Source organism: Streptomyces sp. NPDC058459 (assembly GCF_042721685.1).
Classification (GTDB): Bacteria; Actinomycetota; Actinomycetes; order Streptomycetales; family Streptomycetaceae; genus Streptomyces.
This window is the reverse complement of the sequence record NZ_JBHXLV010000072.1, coordinates 1-16,361: the sequence shown is the minus strand read 5'-3', so window position 1 is coordinate 16,361 and position 16,361 is coordinate 1. Positions and strand designations below refer to the sequence as shown.

At 73.8% G+C, this 16,361-nt stretch carries 14 protein-coding genes and 2 pseudogenes; 12 read left to right on the top strand and 4 right to left on the bottom strand.

Features of this window, described 5'->3' with window-relative positions; genetic code table 11:
- Positions 1-137 precede the first annotated feature (137 nt).
- The 5 genes and pseudogenes from ACFWN1_RS15980 to ACFWN1_RS15960 form a co-directional block, all read left to right on the top strand.
- Positions 138-1,823, top strand: a complete 1,686-nt coding sequence (locus ACFWN1_RS15980; RefSeq protein WP_384362076.1) for a DEAD/DEAH box helicase — start codon at positions 138-140, stop codon at positions 1,821-1,823.
- A gap of 307 nt (positions 1,824-2,130) precedes the next feature.
- Entirely contained in the window at positions 2,131-3,486 is a 1,356-nt protein-coding gene (locus ACFWN1_RS15975) for a hemolysin family protein (protein ID WP_384362073.1), read from the top strand.
- Complete coding sequence (locus tag ACFWN1_RS15970) at positions 3,483-4,496, top strand: hemolysin family protein (protein WP_384362071.1); 1,014 nt, start codon at positions 3,483-3,485, stop codon at positions 4,494-4,496. Before ACFWN1_RS15975 ends, ACFWN1_RS15970 begins: the two co-directional genes overlap by 4 nt.
- Positions 4,497-4,566: 70 nt before the next feature.
- Positions 4,567-5,367 carry an SGNH/GDSL hydrolase family protein gene (locus tag ACFWN1_RS15965; RefSeq protein ID WP_384362068.1) on the top strand — a complete coding sequence of 267 codons (801 nt, stop codon included), beginning with the start codon at positions 4,567-4,569 and terminating at the stop codon, positions 5,365-5,367.
- Positions 5,368-5,416: 49 nt separating this feature from the next.
- Positions 5,417-5,605: pseudogene (locus ACFWN1_RS15960) on the top strand (endo-1,3-beta-xylanase); the annotation flags it as partial.
- On the opposite strand, the gene ACFWN1_RS15955 reads toward ACFWN1_RS15960, so the two are convergent.
- The gene (locus tag ACFWN1_RS15955; protein WP_384362065.1) at positions 5,595-6,515 is read right to left on the bottom strand and encodes an NAD-dependent protein deacetylase; all 921 of its coding nucleotides are present in this window, start codon (positions 6,513-6,515) and stop codon (positions 5,595-5,597) included. The pseudogene ACFWN1_RS15960 and the gene ACFWN1_RS15955 overlap by 11 nt on opposite strands.
- 110 nt (positions 6,516-6,625) lie before the next feature.
- Between ACFWN1_RS15955 and purB the strand changes: the two genes are divergently transcribed.
- Positions 6,626-8,068 (top strand): adenylosuccinate lyase, encoded by a 1,443-nt coding sequence (purB, locus tag ACFWN1_RS15950; protein WP_384362062.1) that lies wholly within the window; start codon positions 6,626-6,628, stop codon positions 8,066-8,068.
- 53 nt (positions 8,069-8,121) lie between these two features.
- On the top strand, positions 8,122-8,610 hold the full coding sequence (gene mug / locus ACFWN1_RS15945) for a G/U mismatch-specific DNA glycosylase (RefSeq protein WP_384362059.1): 489 nt from the start codon (positions 8,122-8,124) through the stop codon (positions 8,608-8,610).
- On the opposite strand, the gene ACFWN1_RS15940 is transcribed toward mug, so the two are convergent.
- A complete protein-coding gene (locus ACFWN1_RS15940) occupies positions 8,607-8,996 on the bottom strand; it encodes a hypothetical protein (protein WP_384362056.1) in 390 nt (129 codons plus the stop codon). The two genes, mug and ACFWN1_RS15940, sit on opposite strands and share 4 nt — an antisense overlap.
- A 157-nt stretch (positions 8,997-9,153) precedes the next feature.
- On the opposite strand from ACFWN1_RS15940, the pseudogene ACFWN1_RS15935 reads away from it, so the two are divergent.
- Both ACFWN1_RS15935 and ACFWN1_RS15930 read left to right on the top strand, forming a co-directional pair.
- Positions 9,154-9,456 (top strand): annotated as a pseudogene (locus ACFWN1_RS15935) (response regulator transcription factor); the annotation flags it as partial.
- 77 nt (positions 9,457-9,533) lie between these two features.
- On the top strand, positions 9,534-10,685 hold the full coding sequence (locus ACFWN1_RS15930; protein ID WP_384362053.1) for an ROK family protein: 1,152 nt from the start codon (positions 9,534-9,536) through the stop codon (positions 10,683-10,685).
- Between the two features lie 263 nt (positions 10,686-10,948).
- Here ACFWN1_RS15930 and ACFWN1_RS15925 read toward each other — a convergent pair whose 3' ends face one another.
- Positions 10,949-11,707, bottom strand: coding sequence for a GntR family transcriptional regulator (locus tag ACFWN1_RS15925; RefSeq protein WP_384362050.1), 759 nt, complete (start codon positions 11,705-11,707; stop codon positions 10,949-10,951).
- Between the two features lie 155 nt (positions 11,708-11,862).
- The gene (gene sigJ / locus ACFWN1_RS15920; protein WP_384362047.1) at positions 11,863-12,774 is read right to left on the bottom strand and encodes an RNA polymerase sigma factor SigJ; all 912 of its coding nucleotides are present in this window, start codon (positions 12,772-12,774) and stop codon (positions 11,863-11,865) included.
- Positions 12,775-12,929: 155 nt separating this feature from the next.
- Here sigJ and ACFWN1_RS15915 point away from each other — a divergent pair, with 155 nt between their 5' ends.
- From ACFWN1_RS15915 to ACFWN1_RS15905, 3 genes are all read left to right on the top strand, one after another.
- Positions 12,930-13,697 (top strand): alpha/beta fold hydrolase, encoded by a 768-nt coding sequence (locus tag ACFWN1_RS15915; RefSeq protein ID WP_384362118.1) that lies wholly within the window; start codon positions 12,930-12,932, stop codon positions 13,695-13,697.
- A 144-nt stretch (positions 13,698-13,841) separates the two neighbouring features.
- A complete protein-coding gene (locus ACFWN1_RS15910; RefSeq protein ID WP_384362044.1) occupies positions 13,842-14,684 on the top strand; it encodes an alpha/beta fold hydrolase in 843 nt (280 codons plus the stop codon).
- Between the two features lie 270 nt (positions 14,685-14,954).
- Entirely contained in the window at positions 14,955-16,301 is a 1,347-nt protein-coding gene (locus tag ACFWN1_RS15905) for a GNAT family N-acetyltransferase (protein WP_384362115.1), read from the top strand.
- Positions 16,302-16,361 lie beyond the last annotated feature (60 nt).

The following is a 16,361-nucleotide window of genomic DNA, read 5'->3' as shown; positions in this document are numbered from 1 at the left end:
GGGCGCGTCCCGGCGCGGGCTTCGGGCTCCTGGCAACGGGCCCGCGTGTCCTGCGGGCGCCTGTCGCCCGGCCGGGCACCGACCCCTTGGACCCCGGGTCCGGGTACTGCGTCCCCCAGCCGGAAAAGGGATGCGCCATGACCACCAAGTCCAGCGAAGGTCAGGTCGGCTTCGCCGATCTGGACCTGGCCCCCGAGATCCAGCGGGCGCTGAGCACGCTCGGCTACGAGGAGCCCACCCCGATCCAGCAGGAGGCCATCCCGCCCCTGCTTGCGGGCAACGACCTGCTGGGACAGGCGGCCACGGGCACCGGCAAGACCGCCGCGTTCGCGCTGCCGGTGATCCAGCGCATCGCCCGCGACGGCAAGGGCAAGGGGCCCGGCGCCCTGGTGCTGGTGCCGACCCGCGAGCTGGCCATCCAGGTCTCGGAGGCCGTGCACCGCTACGGCAGCGACCTCGGGGTACGGGTGCTGCCGGTGTACGGCGGGCAGCCCATCGGCCGGCAGCTGCGCGAGCTGCAGCGCGGGGTGGACGTGGTGGTGGCGACACCGGGCAGGGCCCTGGACCACATCGCGCGCGGCACGCTGCACCTGGACGACCTGCGCACGGTCGTGCTGGACGAGGCCGACGAGATGCTGGACATGGGGTTCTCGGAGGACATCGACTCGATCCTGGAGAACCTGCCGGAGGAGCGGCAGACGGTGCTGTTCTCGGCGACGATGCCCTCGCGGATCGACTCCATGGCGCGCAAGCACCTGAACGACCCGGTGCGGGTGCGGATCGAGCGGGAGGCACCGGCGCCCGGTGAGGCACCGCGTGTCCGGGAGTCGGCGTACATCGTGGGGCGGGCGCAGAAGGCGGCGGCGCTGGGGCGGCTGCTGGACGTGGAGTCCCCGGAGGCGGCGATCGTGTTCTGCCGCACCCGGGACCAGGTCGACCAGCTCTCGGAGACCCTGAACGGCCGCGGCTACCGCGCCGAGGCGCTGCACGGCGGCTTGAGCCAGGAGCAGCGGGACCGGGTGATGGGCCGGCTGCGCGGGGGTACGGCGGATCTGCTGGTCGCCACCGATGTCGCGGCGCGCGGCATCGACGTCGAGCACCTCACGCATGTGATCAATTACGACGTGCCCTCGGCGCCGGAGTCGTACGTGCACCGCATCGGCCGGGTCGGGCGCGCGGGCCGCGAGGGCGTGGCGATCACGCTCGCGGAGCCGCGCGAGTCCCGGATGCTGAAGGCGATCGAGCGGGCGACCGGCCGGAAGGTGCCGCTGGAGAAGGTGCCCTCGGTCGCGGACCTGCGGGCCCGGCGGCTGGAGCTGACGCGGGCGGCACTGTACGAGAGTCTGCTGGACGACGAGGATCTGGAGCGCTTCCGGGTGGTGGTGGAGACCCTCGGGGACGAGTTCGACGTGATGGACGTGGCGTTGGCGGCGGTGAAGCTGGCCCATGAGTCGGGCGGGGCGGCGTTCGACGATGAGGAGATCCCGGATGCGGCGCCGAGAGACCGGGACCGGGATCGCGGGGACCGGAGCCGGGACCGGGGGCCGCGCGGGCGGCGGCCGCAGCGCGCCTCGCCGGGGATGACCCGGCTGTTCGTCGGCGCCGGACGCAGTTCGGGGGTGCGGCCGCAGGACCTGGTCGGCGCCATCGCCGGGGAGAGCCGGCTGAACGGGCGGGACATCGGGTCGATCGAGATCGCGGACCGCTTCTCCCTGGTGGAGGTCCCCGAGGAGGCCGCGGACGACGTGGTACGCGCGATGCGCGGCGCCAACGTGAAGGGCCGCCGTGCCCAGGTGCGCCGGGAGCGGGACCAGTCCCGCTGACAGCGGCGGGCCGGGCGCTCCGCTTGGCTCGGATCATGAACGATCCGCGCATCCGTCACGCTGCCCCGCGCATCATGCCTGGAGCGCGGCGGGGTATAGGCCGGAGGAGAAGTGGCGCCGCCGGGTCAAGTCGCTCACGGGGTGCAGTCCGGCGAGGTCGCTTTGCTCATCCTTTACCATTGAGGCCGGCACCCCGGCACTCGACGAAAGGTCGTGAGCGTCCACCCATGGGCGATCCTCCCGGTCCACGCCACCGACATCGCGCGGTCCACCCCGCCCTGACCGATCCTGGGACGGAGGTGACCCGATGACCGAAGTGCTCCTCCTGCTGGTGGCGATTTCGCTGTCACTCGCCTGCGGCGCGTTCGTGGCGGCCGAGTTCTCGCTCACCACCGTCGGGCGCGGCGAACTGGAGCGGGCCGCGGCGCGCGGCGAGCGCGGCGCCTCCGGCGCGCTGAAGGCCGTACGCAGCCTCACCTTCCAGCTCTCCGGCGCCCAGCTCGGCATCACCGTCACCAACCTGGTCGTCGGCATGCTTGCCGAGCCGTCCATCGCGGCGCTGCTCTCGGGGCCGTTCCGCGCGACGGGCCTCTCCGCCGGCGCGGCGAGTTCGGCCGCGCTGGTCCTGGGCACCGCGCTGTCCACGGTGTTCCTGATGGTCGTCGGCGAACTGGTGCCGAAGAACTGGGCGATCTCCTCGCCGCTGTCGGTGGCCAAGCGGGTGGGCACGCCGCAGCGCTGGTTCAGCCTGGCCTTCCGCCCCTTCATCACGCACCTCAACAACACCGCCAACCGCGTCGTACGCCGCTTCGGCCTGGAGCCCGCCGAGGAGCTGGCCTCCGCACGCGGTCCGCAGGAACTGGTGGCGCTGGCCCGGCACTCCGCGAAGGCGGGCGCGCTGGAAGCGGACACCGCCGAGCTGTTCGTGCGCACGCTGAACCTCGCCGACCTCACGGCGGAGAACGTCATGACCCCGCGCGTCCAGGTCGTCGCCCTCGACACCCAGGCCACCTGCGAGGACGTGGCGAACGCGACGCGGGCCACCGGCCTGTCCCGCTTCCCCGTCTACCGGGGCAGCCTGGACTCGGTCGTCGGCGTCGCCCACATCAAGGACGTCCTGGCGCTGCCCGCCGAGGACCGCCCCGTGCGCCCGGTCACCCAGATCACGCGCGAACCCCTGCTGGTACCGGAGTCGCTGACCGTGGACCGGCTGCTGGACCGGCTGTCGGGCAGGCGCACCATGGCCGTCGTCATAGACGAGTACGGCGGCACCGCGGGCGTGGCGACGCTGGAGGACATCGTCGAAGAGGTCGTCGGCGAGGTACGTGACGAGCACGACCCGCACGAGACCCCCGACCTGGCGCCCGCCGGCACCGACCGCCAGGGGCGCGCCCTGTACTCGGCGGACGGCGCGGCCCGCACCGACCAGCTGGCACGGGTCGGCCTGCGGGTGCCCGAGGGCCCGTACGAGACGCTCGCCGGGCTGGTCGCCACCGAGCTGGGCCGTATCCCGGAGGTCGGGGACAGCGTCGAGGCCGACGGCTGGCGGCTGGACGTGGTGGACGCCTCCGGGCACCGGGCCGCGCGGGTGCTGCTGCACGCGCCGGCCACGGACCACGCGCAGGACAGGCACGCCGACGACTCGACGGAGGGGGCGCGATGACCGCCGTACAGCTGTTGATCGGCCTGGCGACCCTCGTCGTCAACGCCTTCTTCGTGGGCGCCGAGTTCGCGCTGATCTCGGTGCGCCGCTCGCAGGTGGAGCCACTGGCCATGGCGGGCGACAAGCGGGCCCGGCGGGTGCTGTGGGGGCTGGAGCACGTGTCGGCGCTGCTGGCCGCCGCCCAGCTCGGTATCACGCTGTGCACGCTGGTGCTCGGTGTGGTCGCGGAGCCGGCCATCGCGCATCTGCTGGAGCCGGTGTTCCACGCGGTCGGGGTGCCCACGGGCGCCGGGCACGCGGTGTCCTTCGTGATCGCGCTGACCCTGGCCACCTATCTGCACATGCTGCTGGGCGAGATGGTGCCGAAGAACATCGCGCTGGCCGAGCCGGTGCGCAGCGCGCTGCTGCTCGGTCCGCCGCTGGTGGCGCTGGCCCGGGGGCTGCGGCCGGTGATCTTCACCATCAACGCCTTCGCCAACGGGCTGCTGAAGCTGCTGCGGGTGGAGGCCAAGGACGAGGTGTCGGCGACGTTCACCGACACCGAGCTGGCCGAGATCGTCAAGGACGCCACCGAGGCGGGCCTGATCGACGGCCGGGCGCAGGAGCGGCTGCGGGACGCGCTGGAGCTGGGCAGCCGCCCGGTCCGGGATGTGGTGGTGCCGCTGGAGCAGGTGGTCTACGCCGGTGTCGGGGTCACCCCGGAGCAACTGGAGCGGCTGTCGGCCGAGTCGGGGTTCTCCCGGTTCCCGGTGGTGGACGTGGGGCGCCGGATCGTGGGCTATCTGCATGTGAAGGACGCGCTGGACGCCTCACCGCGCGATGTGCCGTTCCGGCTGCGCGACATGCGGCCGATCGCGCGGGTGCGGGAGTCCTCCCCGCTGGACGACGTGCTGACCGCGATGCGCGGCAGCCGTACGCATGTGGCGGCGGTGACCGGTGCGGACGGGAAGCTGGCCGGTCTGGTGACCATGGAGGACGTGCTGCGGGAGCTGTTCGGCCAGCCCGCCTGAGCGGCGCCCGGGGGCCGCGTACGGGGGCACCGACCGGCGGGTATGGCGCCGGGATACCATCGCTGTCGCCATGCAGACGAATTCCACACCTCCCGCGTACACCAGTCTCGTCGCCCTCGGCGACTCCTTCACCGAGGGCATGTCGGACCTGCTGCCCGACGGCTCCTACCGGGGTTGGGCGGACCTCCTCGCGGCCCGGATGGCCGCCCGCGTCCCCGGTTTCCGGTATGCCAACCTGGCGGTGCGCGGAAAGCTGATCCAGCAGATCGTCGACGAGCAGGTCGCCGTGGCCGCCGCGATGCGGCCCGACGTGATCACGCTGGTCGGCGGGCTCAACGACACCCTGCGGCCCAAGTACGACATGGTCCGGGTACGGGACCTGCTGACCGAGGCCGTGGAGCGGCTGGCCCCGAACTGCGAGCGGCTGGTGCTGATGCGCAGCCCCGGCCGCCAGGGTCCGGTGTTCGACCGGTTCCGGCCGCGCATGGAGGAGCTGTTCGCCTGCGTCGACGAACTGGGCGCCAAGCACGACGCGGTGGTGGTCGACCTGTACGGCGCGCCGTCGCTGGGCGACCCGCGCCTGTGGGACGTGGACCGGCTGCACCTCACCCACGAGGGGCACCGCCGGGTGGCGGAGGCGGTCTGGCAGGCGCTCGGCCACGACGCCGAGGACGCCGAGTGGCGCACTCCTCCCGCCGCGACCCCGCCGCCGGGCTGGCGGGCCCGCCGGGTCGAGGACGTGCGGTTCGCCCGCACACACCTCCTGCCGTGGATAGGCCGCCGCCTGACCGGCCGCTCCTCCGGCGACGGCCTCCCGGCCAAGCGCCCGGACCTGCTGCCGTACGAGCTGATCCACGAGGACCTGGCGTAGGCCCGTCCGCCGACCCGGAAGGGCCCGCGGACGGTGGTCGGGGTCCTTCGTCGCGGTCCACCACGCCATTGACGGCGGCGCCCGGCTGAACTACCTGACCAGCTACAACAGCGCCACCGGCCGCTGGGAACGTCCGGTCACGCTGCCCGCCGGACACACACTGACGTACTCCTTCGACCACCAGCCCACCACCCGGACCTACCAGAACACCACGCCGGCCCACTCCTTCACCGGCTGAGACCGGCGCCGTCGGCCGGCGTCCCCTCCTCCACGGGGACGCCGAGCCGGCCGGCGACGGTGGTGAGGGCCGGGCCCAGCGGGAGGGCGACCCGGGCGAGGGCGTGGACATCGCCCCGGGTGGGGGCCAGGTTGACGACGAGGACCGGCGTCCCGGCCTGGGCCGCCTGGCGGACGAAGCGGAGCCCGGACATCACCGTCAGCGAGGAGCCCAGGACCAGCACAGTGGCCGCCACGCGGACCAGGGCGCGGCACTGCTCGACGCGGGCGGGCGGCACGGCCTCGCCGAAGAACACCACGTCCGGCTTGAGGATGCCGCCGCAGACCGCGCAGGGCACCACGCGGAAGTCCCCGACCTGGTCGTCGGTGAGGTCAGCGTCACCGTCCGGGTTGATGCCGGCGGCGACGGGATCGAATCCCGGGTTCGCGTCCTCCAGGCGCTCGGCCAGGACGCGGCGCGGGCTGAGGTCGCCGCAGGAGAGGCAGACGACGCGGTCGAGGCTGCCGTGGAGTTCCACCACGTCCTCGCTGCCGGCCGCCTGGTGCAGCCCGTCGACGTTCTGGGTGATCACGCCGGAGAGCAGACCGTGGCGTCCGAACGCGGCCACCGCCTGGTGCCCCGCGTTGGGGCGGGCCCGGCCGAAGGTGCGCCAGCCGAGGTGGCTGCGGGCCCAGTAACGGCGCCGGGCCCGCGCCCCGCCGGTGAAGTCCTGGTAGGTCATCGGGGTGTGCCGGCTCAGGCTGCCGCCCTCACCCCGGTAGTCGGGGATGCCGGACTCGGTGGAGATGCCCGCCCCGCTGAGCACGAGCACCCCGCCCGCGCCCAGCGCCTCGGCGACCGGCTCCGGGTCGGTGATGCCCGGCGGCAGTTCCCCGCTCGGGGTCCAGCTCAACGTAGGACGCATGCGCATACTGCAAGAGTAGGGAACGCGCCCGCGATGCCCACAGCGCCCGCCTTGTAGCTTCCTCCGAGCCGCCCCGCGGCGCTGGCCTGCACGAATCGCCAGTACAATCCGTACACGTGACTTCAGCGCCCGCCAAGCCCCGCATCCCCAACGTCCTCGCCGGACGGTACGCCTCCGCCGAGCTCGCCACGCTCTGGTCGCCCGAGCAGAAGGTGAGGCTGGAGCGGCAGCTCTGGCTCGCCGTGCTGCGCGCCCAGAAGGACCTGGGCATCGAGGTGCCGGACGAGGCGATCGCCGACTACGAGCGCGTCCTCGACACCGTGGACCTGGCCTCCGTCGCCGAGCGCGAGAAGGTCACCCGGCACGACGTGAAGGCGCGGATCGAGGAGTTCAACGACCTCGCCGGGCACGAGCACGTCCACAAGGGCATGACCTCCCGCGACCTCACCGAGAACGTCGAGCAGCTCCAGATCCGGCTCTCCCTGGAGCTGGTCCGGGACCGTACGGTGGCCGTGCTGGCGCGCCTGGGCCGGCTGGCCGGCGAGTACGCCGAGCTGGTCATGGCCGGGCGCTCGCACAACGTGGCCGCGCAGGCCACCACCCTGGGCAAGCGCTTCGCCACCGCCGCCGACGAGCTGCTGGTGGCGTACGGCCGGGTGGACGAGCTGCTGGGCCGCTACCCGCTACGCGGCATCAAGGGTCCGGTCGGCACCGCGCAGGACATGCTGGACCTGCTGGGCGGTGACACGGCCAAGCTCGCCGAGCTGGAGCAGCGCATCGCCCATCACCTGGGCTTCGGCCGGGCGTTCACCTCGGTCGGCCAGGTCTACCCGCGCTCGCTGGACTACGAGGTCGTCACCGCGCTGGTGCAGCTGGCCGCAGCCCCCTCCTCGCTCGCCAAGACGATCCGGCTGATGGCCGGGCACGAACTGGTCACCGAGGGCTTCAAGCCCGGCCAGGTCGGCTCGTCCGCGATGCCGCACAAGATGAACACCCGCTCCTGCGAGCGCGTCAACGGCCTGATGGTGATCCTGCGCGGCTACGCCTCGATGACCGGCGAGCTGGCGGGCGACCAGTGGAACGAGGGCGACGTGTCCTGCTCGGTGGTGCGCCGGGTCGCGCTGCCGGACGCGTTCTTCGCGCTGGACGGCCTGCTGGAGACGTTCCTGACCGTGCTGGACGAGTTCGGTGCCTTCCCGGCCGTCGTCGCCCGCGAGCTGGACCGGTACCTGCCCTTCCTCGCCACCACCAAGGTGCTGATGGGCGCGGTGCGCGCGGGCGTGGGCCGTGAGGTCGCGCACGAGGCGATCAAGGAGAACGCGGTGGCCACCGCGCTCGCCATGCGGGAGCAGGGTGCCGAGCGCAACGACCTGCTGGACAAGCTCGCCGCCGACGACCGGCTGCCGCTGGACCGTGAGCAGCTGGCCGCGCTGATGGCCGACAAGCTGTCCTTCACCGGCGCCGCCGCCGACCAGGTCGGCGTGGTCGTGGGCCGGATCGAGGAGATCGCCAAGCAGCGCCCGGAGGCGGCCGGTTACACCCCCGGAGCGATCCTCTGAGCCCCCTTTCCCAAGCGGAACTGGAGGCCGCCCGCGACCGTCTCGTCCCCGACGTGCTCGCGGACGGCCTCCAGATCCTGTTCTGCGGCATCAACCCGGGCCTGATGTCGGCCGCCACCGGCCACCACTTCGCCCGCCCCGGCAACCGCTTCTGGCCGGTGCTGCACCGCTCCGGCTTCACCCCGCGCCGGCTGAAGCCCGCCGAGGAGCGCGAACTGCTCTCCTACGGCCTCGGCATCACCAACGTAGTGGCCAGGGCGTCGGCCCGCGCGGACGAGCTGTCGCCCGAGGAGTACGTCGAGGGCGGCCGGGTGCTGGCCGCCAAGGTGGAGCGGTACGCACCCCGCTGGCTGGCCGTGGTCGGGGTGACCGCCTACCGGGCGGCCTTCGGCGACCGTAAGGCCCGGATCGGCCCGCAGGAGCGGACGTTCGGGGACACGCGGGTCTGGGTGCTGCCCAACCCGAGCGGCCTGAACGCCCACTGGACGGTGGCGGGCATGGCGGAGGAGTTCGGGCGGCTGCGGGAGGCGGCGGCCGACTAGGGCGGGGCCGTACGGGTCACCGTGGCGAGGAGACGGATCTCGTCGGCCTCGTCCCGGTCGGCCACACCGACGGCGAGCCACACGTCCTCGGCCTGCCAGACGTCGAGTTCGTCGGCGCGCAGGCAGAGGGTGGCCCAGGGCTCGGGTATCTCTTCACCGCGGGCGAGGCGCAGGCGGAGGGTGAGCTGACCCCAGGGGGGTGTCTCGCCCCAGCGGGCGCCGAGGCGTCGGGCTATCGCCTCGCGCAGGGCGTGGAGGTCGTCCGCGGCCGCTCTCGCCCCGCGGCCGCTCTCCAGTTCCACGATGTGATGACCGGCTCCGCCCACCGGGAGGTCCCGTGCGCGGAGCCGGTCGATGGCGGCCAGATGCCGTGCGACGACGTCCATGTGTTCCAGTAAAGCGGCCCCCACTGACAATTGGCGTCGCGTCAGGCGTCCCGCCGCCGCACGCACCACGCCCCGGCGCCCACCGCGGCCCCCGCCCACAGCGCGGTCACGGCGAGCCCGCCCCAGGGGCCGAGCGGGCCCTCGGGGAGGCTGTGCTCGGCTGGTCGCGGCCGGCGACTCGCTGCTGTTCCCGGCGTCGGTGCGGCGGCCGGCGGCCCGGTACGGCCCTGGCCGGGCCCCCGTGGAGCCGCTGGTAGGGGCCCGGCTGACGGGGCGTGAGGCGGCGGTGTCGCGGCTGATGGCGCGTGGGCTGACCAACGCCGAGAGCGCCGCCGGACTGGTCGTCGGGGCTGAGACGGTGAAGTCGCATGTGAGCGCCGCACTGGCCAAGTTGGGCGCGCGGGACCGTACCCAGGCGGTGATCGCGGCCTATGAGTCGGGGTTCGTCGCGCCCCGGTGACCGCCCGGCCCTCGCCGGGGTGGTCGGGGCCGAGTACGATCCGCCCCACACACGCCCGCGAGCTGGGAGGACGGACCGTGGGGCAGTTGACCGGTGGTGACCCCTCGCTGCTGCGAAGGATCAATTCCGCGGTGGTGCTGCGCGCGCTGCGCGACACCGACTGCGCGACGCTCACGGAGATCACCCGGGCCACCGGGCTGTCCCGGCCCACCGTCGAGGGGGTCGTGGAGGGCCTGGCCGAGGCCGGGCTCGTGGTGGAGCGGGCGGCCGAGACGGGCACCGCGCGCCGGCAGGGGCGGCCCGCGCGCCGGTTCCGGTTCCGGGCCGAGGCGGGGCACCTGCTGGGGGTGGAGATCGGCGCGCACCGGGTGGTCGCGGTCGTCTCCGACCTGGACGGCCGGGTGCTGGGCACGCAGACCAGGGAGGTCGACGAGAAGGCGCCGGCCGACGAGCGGCTGGAGAAGCTGCGCGGCACGGTGGCCGAGCTGCTGCGCCGTACCGGGGTGGCGCGGAACTCGCTGCGCGCCGTAGGGGTCGGCACCCCCGGCATCGTGGAGGCGGACGGAACGGTGCGGCTGGGCACCGCGCTGCCCCAGTGGACCGGTCTGCGGCTCGGCGAACGGCTCAGCCGCTCCTTCCGGTGCCCGGTGCTGGTGGAGAACGACGCCAACGTGGCCGCGGTGGCTGAGCACTGGCAGGGAGCAGCGAAGGACACCGGCGACGTGGTGTTCGTGCTGGCCGGGCTGAGTCCGGGCGCGGGCTCGCTGATCGACGGCCGGCTGCACCGGGGGTACGGCGGGGCGGCCGGGGAGATCGGGGCGCTGCATCTGCTGGGCCGGGGGGCGACCCCGGAGGCGCTGCTGTCCACCACGGACGAGCCGCTGCCGCCGCTCGACGAGCAGGCGGTCACGCAGGTCTTCGCGCTGGCCCGGAAGGGCGACGGCTCGGCGCTGGCCGCTGTGGAACGGTTCATCCAGCGGCTGGTGCACGATGTGGCCGCGCTGGTGCTGGCGCTCGATCCTGAGCTGGTGGTGGTCGGCGGCTGGGCGGCCGGTCTGGACGGGGTCCTCGATCCCCTCCGCCGCGAGCTGGCCCGCTACTGCCTGCGGCCCCCGGCCGTGGCGCTGTCCCTGCTGGGCGAGACGGTGGTGGCCACGGGGGCGCTGCGACTGGCCCTGGACCATGTGGAGCGGCAACTGTTCGCGGTCGAGGGCACCGTCGGGGCGTGAGGCGGCAGGGCCGCACCCGCGGGGATTCGGGGCGCGGCGGGATATGCGCCGGACCTCGCCGGGCGGCGACTCCTCGCCGTGGGGCACCGTCGGGGCGTGAGGCGGCAAGGCCGCGCCTGCCAGGAGTCCGGACGCGGCGGAATACGCGCCGGACCTCCCCGCCGGGCGGCAGCCCCTCGGCGTCGAGGGCCCCGGCGGGGCGTGGTGCCGGGACGCCGCGCGCCCCGGTGGGATGCCGGGGCGCGACGGGGTGTGCGGTGTGGTCAGGAGGCGCGTCGTTCGGGGTCGTGGCGTATCTCGACGTCCGGGGTGTCGCCGAAGGTGAGGCGGCAGGTGTCGGCGCGGTAGGTCGCCACGCCGAGCGCGGCGGTGCGGCCGCGTGCCTTGAACCGGGTGGTGACGACGAGGACGGGCGAGCCGGGCAGCCGGTCCAGTTCTCTCGCGTCCTCGGCACCGGCCGAGCCCAGCTCCACCGCCCTCTCCTGGCCGTCGAGTTCGAGGCGCTGGAGTTCGCGCAGCACCGCACGCGCGCGGGCCGGCCCGGAGGGCGCGTCGATCGCGCTCAGGTCGGGCACCGAGGCGGCCGGGATGTACAGCAGTTCGGTGGCGACCCGCCGGCCCTGCGACATCCGGGACCGGCGTACCAGGTGCACCTCCGCGTCCCCGGACTCCAGGGCCGCCGCGACCGGGGCGGGCGGTACGGCCCGCTCGCAGTCCAGGGGCTGCCAGGCGTCGTCACCGGTACCGGGCCAGGTGTGGCGCCCGGTACCGAGGGCGACGCCGACGCGCGGCGGGGCGACGGTCGTACCGACACCCCGGCGGCGCTGCAGCCGTCCCTCCAGTTCGAGTTGTTCCAGCGCCTGCCGGAGCGTGGCGCGGGCCACGCCGAACCGGGCGGCGAGATCGCGCTCGTTCGGCAGGATCTCGCCGACCGAGAACTCGGAGTCCAGTGCCTCGCTGAGTACGGTCTTGAGATGCAAGTACTTCGGTTCCGGCACCGTTTCCAGTTGCGTGGTCCCCACCCTGTCCTCCGCAAGTGCCGTGCTACGGCGGTTTTGGCGCCCTTGTTTATTAAAGGTTGTTGCAGTTCTTTGCGACCATAGGGCGACCCTGATGCTTGGTCAAGACCAATTGTCCCATCCCTGCCCGCTCGCCCGGTGTCCGGGTGACCAAGGGTTCACATGGAGTTCGCACGCCCAGGGGGCCGGCCCTCGGCGAGTACGCACAGCTTGTCGGGGTTGCGGGTGATGTAGACGGCGCTGATAGCGCCGTCGGTGATGCCGAGCTGGAACAGGGTGTCCGGCCTGCCCTCGGACAGCACCAGCACCGCGACACCGCCGTTGACCTCGATGAACCGGTGTGCCATGCCTGCCGACGGCTGCGTGCCGACCGCGGCCAGGAAGCGCCCCACCTTGCCGGCGGTGAACAGCTCGCGAACCGGCGCCTTGGCCTTGCCGCCGCTGTCGCCGACCAGGCGGACGTCGGGCGCGAGCAGGGACAGCAGCCCGTCCAGGTCACCCTCCGTGGCCGCGGCGAGAAAGCGCTCGGTCAGTCTCCGGCGCTGGGCGGGGTCGACGTCGAAGCGCGGCCGGCGCTCCTCGACGTGTCTGCGGGCCCGCCCGGCGAGCTGCCGTACGGCCGGTTCGCCCCGGTCGAGCAGGTGCGCGATCTCCGCGTACGGATAGCCGAAGGCCTCGCGCAGTACGAACACGGCGCGCTCCAGCGGCGACAGGGACTCCAGCACGACGAGGACGGCGAGGGAGACGGAGTCGGCGAGCAGGGCCCGGTCGGCGGTGTCGGGGACGGTGTCGCCGAAGTCGGTGGGGTACGGCTCGGGCAGCCAGGGGCCGACGTACGCCTCGCCGCGCGACTTGACCTGGCGTAGCCGGTCCAGGGCCAGCCGGGTGGTGACGCGGACCAGGTAGGCGCGGGGTTCGCGGACCTCGGTGCGATCGGCGCCGGACCAGCGCAGCCAGGCGTCCTGCACCACGTCCTCGGCGTCCGCGACGCGGCCGAGCATGCGGTAGGCGACGCCCGTCAGGAGCGGCCGGTTCTCTTCGAAGACATCGATCGCGGTCTCGGTCGTCACGGCGTCCATCCCATCCCGGCGTACCCGCCGGTGTCCAGACGAATTCGGACCTTTCTGGCGTGTTCCGGAGCCCGGCCGGGCGGGCTCCGGGCGAGGTGGCGGAAGGTCTGAGATCATTCCGTCGTACGCCGTCGACAGGGGGAAGCGCCGTGAGTATCCGGGACGCCGTCGTCACCGCCGGGGGTGACCGCATGCGCTGGGTGGAGCTGCCGGGGAGCGAGGCGCCCCGCGTCTATCTGCACGGCCTCGGTGGCACGGCGGCCGCCTACTTCGCCGAGGCCGCCGCCCATCCGCTGCTCGCCGGGCACCGCACGCTGCTGGTCGACCTGCTGGGGCACGGCCTGAGCGACCGGCCGCAGGGCTTCGACTACAGCCTCGAGTCGCACGCCGGGACGCTGGCCGCAGCGCTGACCGAGGCCGGGGTGAAGGGGGCCGAGGTGATCGCGCACAGCATGGGCGGTTCCGTCGCGATCGTCCTGGCGGACCGGTACCCGGAGCTGGTCTCCCGTCTGGTGCTGATCGACGCCAACCTCGACCCCGTCGAGCCGTCCGAGGGCGCCCTCGGCAGCGGCGGTATCGCGGCGTACTCCGAGGCGGAGTTCACGGACGGCGGCTGGGAGGAGGTCCGGGACCGGGTCGGGGAGTTCTGGTGGGCCACCATGCGCCTGACCGACCGTACGGCCCTGCACCGCAGTGCCACCCGGCTCGCCCGGGGCACCGTCCCGGCCATGCGCGAGCTGCTGGTGCGCTCGCGTGTTCCGCGCACCTTCCTCCACCCCGAGGCCGACGGGCCGCTGCCCGGCGAGGACGGGCTGCGCGAGGCGGGGGTGTCCGTGGTGGCGGTCGCGGACTGCGGGCACAACATCATGCTGGACGCCCCGGAAACCTTCGCCAGCCTGACCGCGGCGGCGCTCACAGCCTGACGGCACCAGGGTCCGCGCGACACGGCATCCGGTTCCGCGTGACACGGCACCGGGGGCTACCGGCCGGTAGTGATCGCTGGCAAGCTGTCCACGGCGTCCAGCAGCAGACCGCCCGCGGTCCGGCAGCGCGATCGAGGAGTCCGTATGACCACCACCGTCTCCTTCAAGGTGCCCGCCCCGGCCGGGACGGGGGAAGTGACCGTCTCGTACCGGCGGGTGGGGCGGGGTGATCCGCTGGTGCTGCTGCACGGCATCGGGCACCACCGGCAGGCGTGGGACCCGGTGCTGGACATCCTGGCGACCGAGCGCGAGGTGATCGCCGTGGACCTGCCCGGCTTCGGTGCCTCCCCGGATCTGCCGGCCGGTCTGGCCCACGATCTGCCGACGATCAACTCGGTGCTGGGCGCGCTGTTCGAGGCGCTGGACCTGGACCGCCCGCATGTGGCCGGCAACTCGCTGGGCGGACTGCTCGCGCTGGAGCTGGGCCGGGAGCGGGCCGTACGGTCCGTCACCGCGCTGGCCCCGGCCGGGTTCTGGACCGAGGCCGAGCGGCGGTACGCCTTCGGGGTGCTGCTCACCATGCGCGGGCTCGCCCAGCGGCTGCCGCTGCCGGTGGTGGAGCGGCTGTCGCGCAGCGCGGTCGGCCGTACCGCGCTGACCAGCACCATCTACCGCAGGCCCGCGCGCCGGGCCCCGGAGGCGGTGGTCGCGGAGACGCTGGCGCTGGCCGGGGCCACCGCGTTCGAGGCGACGCTGCGCGCCGGCAGCACCGTGCGGTTCACCGACGCGCTGGCCGGTGTGCCGGTCACCGTGGCCTGGGGCGCGCACGACCGCATCCTGCCGCGCCGCCAGGGGGTACGGGCCAAGCGGATCATCCCGCACGCCCGGCTGGTCCGGCTGCCCGGCTGCGGACACGTCCCGATGAGCGACGACCCGGCGCTGGTCGCCCGCGTCATCCTCAACGGCAGCAGTGCGGGCGGGGTCTGACGTCCCGTAGGCTCGGAGGCGTGTCGCGCACCGGCGTCATCCCCCGGCGCGCGGCACGCCGACTGCCCGGTCTGACAGCGCGTCTGACCGGTGATCCGCCGATGGTGGAAAGCGCGACGAAACCGGGCACAAGCCCGCTTAACCCATCGGTCACAGAGCGTTCGTGATCAGGCAACACCACTCCTGCACAGTGGCCGCATGACTGCGGACATCTCTCGGACGACCCGGAAAACGGCGCGGAACTCGACCCGGACCCGGCACGGGCGGCCCGTGCACCACTGGCGGCGGGATCTCGTCGAACTCGCGGCCCTGTTCACGGCCGTCGCGGTGGCCGACGCGGTGGCGAACCTGATCGGCCACAGCCCCGACGGTCCCGCGCTGCTGCTGATCTCGGCGCTCGCGCTCGCCTCGACGGCCGGCTTCCACACCTGGTGGGCACGGCGCCATGTGCATGCCCCGCCCACCGCGGACACCGGTGATACCGGCGCCCGGCCGAGCGCACCCGCGCACCCGGCCGGGCCGTCCGCGCAGGCCGAGCCCGGCACCCTGTGGCGGATGCGGACGACCGTGCGGGACGAACCCGGCTCGCTGGCCGCGCTGTGCACGGCGCTGGCCACGCACCGGGTGGACATCCTGAGCCTCCAGACCCATCCGCTGGCCGACGGCACAGTGGACGAGTTCCTGCTGCGGGCCCCGGGCGCCCTTGCGGCAGCCGAACTGACCCGTGTGATCGCGGAGTCGGGCGGCAGCTCCACCTGGATCGAGCGGGCCGACGCCCACGATCTGGTCGACGCCCCCACCCGCGTCCTGAGCCTCGCCACCCGCACCGCGCTGGACGCCGCGGAACTCCCTTTGGCCCTGCGCCAGTTGCTGGGCCGCTGCACGATCCGTTCGCTGCCCGCCGGCACGGGCGGCGAGCCGGTGCCGGCCGAAGGGGTGCTGGAGGAAACCGTGCTGCGGCTGCGGGCGCCGGGCGGGGGCGTACTGAGCGTGGAGCGGCCGTATCTGCCCTTCACCCCGACCGAGTTCGCGCGGGCGCGGGCCCTGGTGGAGCTGGACAGCCGCCTCGGTCCGCGCATCCCGCGCTCGCGTGACGTGCTGACGCTGCCCGAGGGCAACGCCATCACCGTGCGCCGGGTCGACACCGGGGACCTGGACGCGGCCAGGGCGATGCACGAGCGCTGCTCGGACCGCACCCTCGACCTGCGCTACCACGGGCCGGTGCGCGACGCCGACCGGTATCTGAACCACCTGCTCAGCCCGCGCTTCGGCCGCACCCTGGCCGCGCAGACCGCCTCGGGCCGCCTGGTGGGCCTCGGCCATCTGTTGTGGGACGGCGAGGAGACCGAGGTCGCCCTGCTCATCGAGGACGACTGGCAGCGGCGCGGTATCGGCACCGAACTGCTGGAGCGGCTGGTGCGGATGGCGGTGGACGCGGGCTGCGCGAGCGTGTACGCGGTGACCCGGTCCGCCAACACCGGGATGGTCGCGGCGATGCGCGGTCTCGGACTGCCCCTGGACTACCAGGTCGAGGAGGGCACCCTCGTGATCACCGCCCGGCTGGCCCCGGCCGGCTCCGGCGCCGCCCGGGTGAGCGACGGGCAGCTCCGGCTCTGAGCCTCGCGTACGGCGGAGGGGCCCGCGGGGGCCCCCCGCCGGGCCGGGGGCAGGGTGGGG

Bases quoted from the DNA above. Each gene is read 5' to 3' on its own strand.
- ACFWN1_RS15975 (WP_384362073.1), top strand. From the start codon at position 2,131: ATGACCGAAGTGCTCCTCCTGCTGGTGGCGATTTCGCTGTCACTCGCC.
- ACFWN1_RS15970 (WP_384362071.1), top strand. From the start codon at position 3,483: ATGACCGCCGTACAGCTGTTGATCGGCCTGGCGACCCTCGTCGTCAAC.
- ACFWN1_RS15980 (WP_384362076.1), top strand. From the start codon at position 138: ATGACCACCAAGTCCAGCGAAGGTCAGGTCGGCTTCGCCGATCTGGAC.
- ACFWN1_RS15910 (WP_384362044.1), top strand. From the start codon at position 13,842: ATGACCACCACCGTCTCCTTCAAGGTGCCCGCCCCGGCCGGGACGGGG.
- ACFWN1_RS15965 (WP_384362068.1), top strand. From the start codon at position 4,567: ATGCAGACGAATTCCACACCTCCCGCGTACACCAGTCTCGTCGCCCTC.
- ACFWN1_RS15940 (WP_384362056.1), bottom strand. From the start codon at position 8,996: ATGGACGTCGTCGCACGGCATCTGGCCGCCATCGACCGGCTCCGCGCA.
- ACFWN1_RS15955 (WP_384362065.1), bottom strand. From the start codon at position 6,515: ATGCGCATGCGTCCTACGTTGAGCTGGACCCCGAGCGGGGAACTGCCG.